This is a genomic window from Sphingopyxis sp., assembly GCF_035250425.1.
GTDB lineage: Bacteria > Pseudomonadota > Alphaproteobacteria > Sphingomonadales > Sphingomonadaceae > Sphingopyxis.
On sequence record NZ_DATFFD010000151.1, the window covers coordinates 1 to 5195 of the forward strand.

The window sequence follows — 5195 nt, forward strand, 5'->3', positions numbered from 1 at the left end:
CGAAGCGCCGCTCGACTGGTGGCGGCGCGCCTTTTCGCTCACCTATTCGGTCGAACTGCGCGCCGAGCGTACGAGCCGCGCGCAGTCGGTGGTCGACGCCGATGCCGAACGGTACGAGCGGTTCAGCCTTCCCGCGATCGCGGCGATCCCGGCCGATGCCCGCGCCGGCGGCTGGGCGCGGCGGCGGCTGGAGGGCAAGGCGCTCAGCATCGCGCGGCTCGCCAAGGCCAGCCTGACCTATGCGGGCGGGATCGATTATCTGGCGTGGAAGATCAATCGCCACGCGGGGACGAAGATCGAGATCAAGCCCTGGCAGCGCCGCTGGCCGCTCGTCGCCGCGCTGACGTTGGTCCCGCGCCTGATGAAGAGCGGGGCTATTCGTTAGGAACCGAAATCCCGCTCGTGTCGAGCGAAGCCGAGACACCTCTCGGGATAGCGCTACGCCGAGAGGCATCTCGACTTCGACCAAAGGTCGAAGGGCTCGATGCGAACGGAGGAGGTTTAACTCGCCAACCTTTGCCCTTCGCCCGGCCGCGCCTCGCCGCGCCGGCGGATGGCCTGGTCGAGCGCGGTCAGGGTAAAGGGTTTGCGCAGCACATCATGGTCGCCGAAGCTTTCGGTCTCGCTCGCGTCGCCGGCATAGCCGGTCACGAACAGCACCGACAGGTCGGGCCAGCGCTGTTTCAGCTGCGCGACCATTTCGGGGCCGGTCAGCTGGGGCATCAGCACGTCGGACAGGATCAGGTCGAAGCCGCCCTCGCCCTCCGCCAGCCGCCGCTCGACCAGGGCTTCGGCGTCGAGCGGGTTGCCGCAAGCGACCACGCTATGGCCCAGCTCGCTGACCGCATCGACCGTCGCCGCGAGGACGCGTTCGTCGTCCTCGACGACGAGGATGCTGAGCGCGTCGGCGGGCGATGCGGGGCTGTCGGCATCGCCGGGCAAAGTTTCGGTGGCGGCATCGGCTTCAGGCTTGGCGATCGGCATCAGCATCGCGACGCTGGTGCCTTCGCCCTCGGTCGATGAAATCTGGACTTCGCCGCCCGACTGTCGGCAGAAGGCGAAGACCTGGCTCATGCCGAGGCCGGTGCCCTGGCCCGCGGGCTTGGTCGTGTAAAAGGGGTCGAACACGCGTTCGAGCACCTCGGGCGACATGCCGCAGCCGGTGTCGATCACCTGCACCGCCAGCGCCTTGCCTTCGCCGTCGTCGAGCGTCTGGATCGTCAGCGAGCCATGGCTGTTCATCGCGTCACGCGCATTGACCGCGAGGTTGAGCAGCGCATTTTCGAATTGCTGCCGGTCGACCCAGCAGGCACGGCCCGGCGCCTGCAGGTCGAGCGTCAGCGCGATCCGGTCGCCGATCGTGCGTTCGATCAGCTCGGCAAAGCTCGATATACATTCGTCGACCGCCATCATTTCGGGCCGCGCGGGCTCCGACCGGGCAAAGGTCAGCAGCCGCCGCGTCAGGTCGGCGGCGCGATTGGCGCCGTCGAGCGCGTTTGCAAGGTGACGCGACGCTTTTGCGGGCGAGCGCTGCGCCAGTTCGAGTCCGCCGACGACGACCGCCAGCATATTGTTGAAATCATGCGCGATGCCGCCCGTCAGCTGGCCGACCGCCTCCATCTTTTGCGCCTGGCGCAGCTGCGCCTCGGCGGCTTCGCGCTCGATCATCTCGTCGCGCAGCGCGTCGTTCGCGCGCGCGAGTTCGGCGGTTCGTTCTTCGACCGCCGCCTCGAGCTGCGCGGCACGGTCGCTTTCGATCAACTGCTCGTTCCGCGCGAGCCGTCGTTCGCCCTCGGCGCGGATCAACGAGAAGGTCGTGCCGATCGCGATGACCGCCGCGCCCGCGCCCAGCAACGAAAAGAGCAGGATCGCCTGGTTGAGGCTGGCGCGATCGGCGACGGCAAGCCGGTTGCGTTCGCGCAGCAACGCGCGCTCGTTCGCGATGATTTCGCTGAGCAGCTTGTCGATCTGGCTGACGCCCTGACCTTTGCCTGCCGCATAATATTTCGAAATGGCCGCGACGGTCTGGTTGTAGTTGGCGCTGAGCGCCGCGTCGCCGAGCTGCGCCCCGCGGCTGTCCATTTCGCGCGTCAGCTGTTCGACCAGCGTCATCTGTTTCGGATTGTCGCGGACGTTGCGCCGTAATTGCGCGAGAAACTGCCGCGCGCGGCCCCACTGATATTCATAGACGCGCCCGTCTTCCTTTTGCAGCCCGACCGCGAAGCGGCCGAGCGACGCCTCGGCGCGGGCAATCGCGGCGTCGACCGACCGCGTTTGCGAAATGACTTCCATGCTCTGCGTCTGCCAGCCGAGCGAGCGGTCGTAATCGTCGTTGGCGCGCGCCAGCAGCAGTACGAGCGCCCCGACCACACCGGTCAGAATCGCGCCGAGGACGATCGTCAGCCAGAAGCGGATACGCTCCCGCCGGCCGTCATTTTCGCTGTCGCCATCCCTCTCGAACACGCGTTTCTCTTACCGGACAAGCGCGGCGCCGCAAAGCGCCGAAGCCGTCGCTGCCGCAGCACCGCTTCAACTCGCCGCGAAAAGGAATCCGCTGGTCGGCGCGCTGGCTCGGTTCAACCGATAATGCCGACGCGCTGGCCTGCGCGTTCGAAGCGGGCGAGGATTTCGCCGACTTGCTCGATACTATGCTCGGCGCAGAGCGAGCAGCGCAGCAGGGTCATGCCCGCGGGGGTTGCGGGCGGGCGCGCGAGGTTGACGTAAAGCCCTTCCTCGAGCAGCGCTTCCCACATCATCGCCCCGCGTTCGAGGTCGGGCATGATCACCGCGATGATCGCCGACTGCGGCTCTTCGGTGCCGAGCGTGAAGCCGAGGTCGCGAAGCCCCTTGTGCAGTACCTTCGAATTTTCCCACAGGTGCGCGCGCTTGTTCGACCCGTGCATCAGCTTGCGGATGCTCGTCGCTGCGGTCGCGACGACGCTCGGCGGCAGCGAGGCGGTGAAGACATAGGGGCGGCAGACGAGCCGCAAAATCTCGAATTTCGGATGGTTCGATACGCAAAAGCCGCCGACGGTGCCGACGCTCTTGCTGAACGTGCCGATGATGAAGTCGACATCGTCGATCACGCCCTGCGCCTCGGCGACGCCGCGGCCGTGCTCGCCGATGAAGCCCATCGAATGCGCCTCGTCGACCAGCACCATCGCGCCATTTTCCTTGGAGACGCGGATCATTTCCTTCAGCGGGGCAATGTCGCCGAGCATCGAATAGACGCCCTCGAGCACGACGAGCTTGCCCGCCTCGGCGGGAAGGCGCTTCAGCCTTTTTTCGAGCGCTTCGACGTCATTATGCCGGAAGGCGACGATTTCGGCGTTGCCCATCGCGCAGCCGTCATAGATCGACGCATGGCTGTCGATGTCGAGGATGACATAGTCGCCCTTGCCCGCGATCGTCGAGATGATGCCGAGGTTCGCCTGGTAACCCGTTGAAAACACCATGGCATGGTCCATGGCGTAAAATTCCTTGAGCGCTTCCTCGCACTCCTTGTGGCCCTGATAGGTGCCGTTGAGCACGCGGCTGCCGGTGGTGCCGCTGCCGAACTTGTCGAGCGCGTCCTTGCCCGCGGCGATGACATCCTCGTCGAAGGTCATGCCCATATAATTATAGGTGCCGAGCAGGATCGTCTCGCGCCCGTTGCAGATCGCGACGGTGGGGGAGACCACTTTCTCCATCACCAGGCTGAACGGATCGGTGACCCCGGTCGCGAGGAGGTCTTCGCGCTGCTGGATCAGCGGGTCGAATTTCGAAAAGAGATCGGTCATCCTGGTGTCAGCCCTGAAGTTTCTCGACCGCGGCGACGAGCTGGCCGACGGTTTCGATTTCGGCCTGCATGTTCATGCTGATAATGATGTCGAAACTGTCTTCGACCTCTGCGACGAAATCCATCACCGTCAGGCTGTCCCATTCAAGGTCGCCGGCAAAGGTGGTGGCGTCGGTCAGCTCGACGCCCTTCTTGTTGAAAGGGGCGATCAGCCCGAAAATCTGGTCGCGCAGGGCGGTGCTCATGTGGTGCGTCCCATAAAGATATGAAGTTGCGTGCGGCATGCCGCGAAGGCTTCCGCTTGGCAAGCGAATGCGGCGGGAACAGGGCAGCATCTTGCCGCTGGCGGGACTTCGTGGCATCGCTGTGGCGGGTCGCCAGCAGGGGCAGCTTGGCATGGACAGCGCAGATTCAACGACATCGCCCGAACGGCCGGCGATTTCCTTTCCGCCGAACGCGGTGCACCTCGTGCGCACCAACCAGCAGATCACGATGCAATTGTCGCAGATGGCGGATCAAAAGGCGTCGATCCTGATGGGCGCGACCTTCGTCGTCTTCACGCTCGCGATCGGGCAGGCGCGCTCGGGCGGCGGGGCGCTGGCGATGCCGCTCGCGATCCTTGCGACCTTCTCCTTCCTGTCGGCGCTGCTCGCGGTGTCGGCGGTGCTGCCGCGCGTCGGCAAGGCGCCCCCGGTCGTCTACAAGGACGGCAAGGACCATAGCAATATCCTCTTCTTCGGCCGCTTCGCCCAGATGGACGAGGATGAATTCATCGCCGCGGTGAAGGCGCGGCTGCGCACCGAGGAAGATCTTTATGAGACGATGCTGCGCGATACCTACCAGAATGGCGTCGTCCTCGCGCGGCGCAAATATCGCTATCTTGCTTATGCCTACCGGTTGTTCGTCGTCGGGCTGACGCTGACCTTCATCGCGTTCGCGGTCGAGATGGTCGGGATGTGGCGGGGGTGAGCCAATAGATCCTCCCTGCGGCGTAGCCGCGGGGAGGGGGACCGCCGCCGCAGGCGGTGGTGGAGGGGTTTCGACGTCGCGTCACTACCCCTCCGTCAGCGCTTCGCGCTGCCACCTCCCCATCGCTGCGCGACAGGGAGGATCATAGAGGCGCCCTGTTGCCTTTATGCCACCCCCGCCGACGAAAAGCCCGGTGATTGACCGCCGGGATTGAACCTCCCGACCCCCGCGCCTATCCGGGCCGGCTATGCTGCAGCAGGCCGCCCCTCTGACCGCGGAAACACCGCAAAGCCTTCGCACGGAGTTCCGCGCGACGCTGGCGCTTGCCGTGCCGCTCGCGGCGGCGAACCTGCTGCAAATGCTCGTCCACGCGGTCGACGTGATCTTCGTCGCGCGGCTCGGCGACGCGGCGCTCGCCGCTTCGTCGCTCGGGGTCGCGATCTTCGGG

The 5195-nt window shown here is 65.6% G+C and carries 5 protein-coding genes and 1 pseudogene; 3 read left to right on the forward strand and 3 right to left on the reverse strand.

Features of this window, described 5'->3' with window-relative positions:
• Positions 1-385, forward strand: a pseudogene (locus VJ811_RS08580) (hypothetical protein); the annotation flags it as partial.
• A 116-nt stretch (positions 386-501) separates the two neighbouring features.
• Here VJ811_RS08580 and VJ811_RS08585 read toward each other — a convergent pair.
• From VJ811_RS08585 to VJ811_RS08595, 3 genes are all read right to left on the reverse strand, one after another.
• Positions 502-2463, reverse strand: a complete 1962-nt coding sequence (locus VJ811_RS08585) for an ATP-binding protein (RefSeq protein WP_324071852.1) — start codon at positions 2461-2463, stop codon at positions 502-504.
• Between the two features lie 113 nt (positions 2464-2576).
• Complete coding sequence (gene spt / locus VJ811_RS08590) at positions 2577-3779, reverse strand: serine palmitoyltransferase (RefSeq protein WP_324071853.1); 1203 nt, start codon at positions 3777-3779, stop codon at positions 2577-2579.
• Positions 3780-3786: 7 nt separating this feature from the next.
• Entirely contained in the window at positions 3787-4023 is a 237-nt protein-coding gene (locus VJ811_RS08595) for an acyl carrier protein (RefSeq protein WP_324071854.1), read from the reverse strand.
• Between the two features lie 151 nt (positions 4024-4174).
• On the opposite strand from VJ811_RS08595, the gene VJ811_RS08600 reads away from it, so the two are divergent.
• Together VJ811_RS08600 and VJ811_RS08605 are read left to right on the forward strand one after the other, a co-directional pair.
• Positions 4175-4747: a Pycsar system effector family protein gene (locus VJ811_RS08600; protein WP_324071855.1), complete on the forward strand. Its 573-nt coding sequence runs from the start codon at positions 4175-4177 to the stop codon at positions 4745-4747.
• Positions 4748-4994: 247 nt separating this feature from the next.
• On the forward strand, positions 4995-5195 hold a 201-nt coding region (locus VJ811_RS08605), incomplete at its 3' end, for an MATE family efflux transporter (RefSeq protein WP_324071856.1).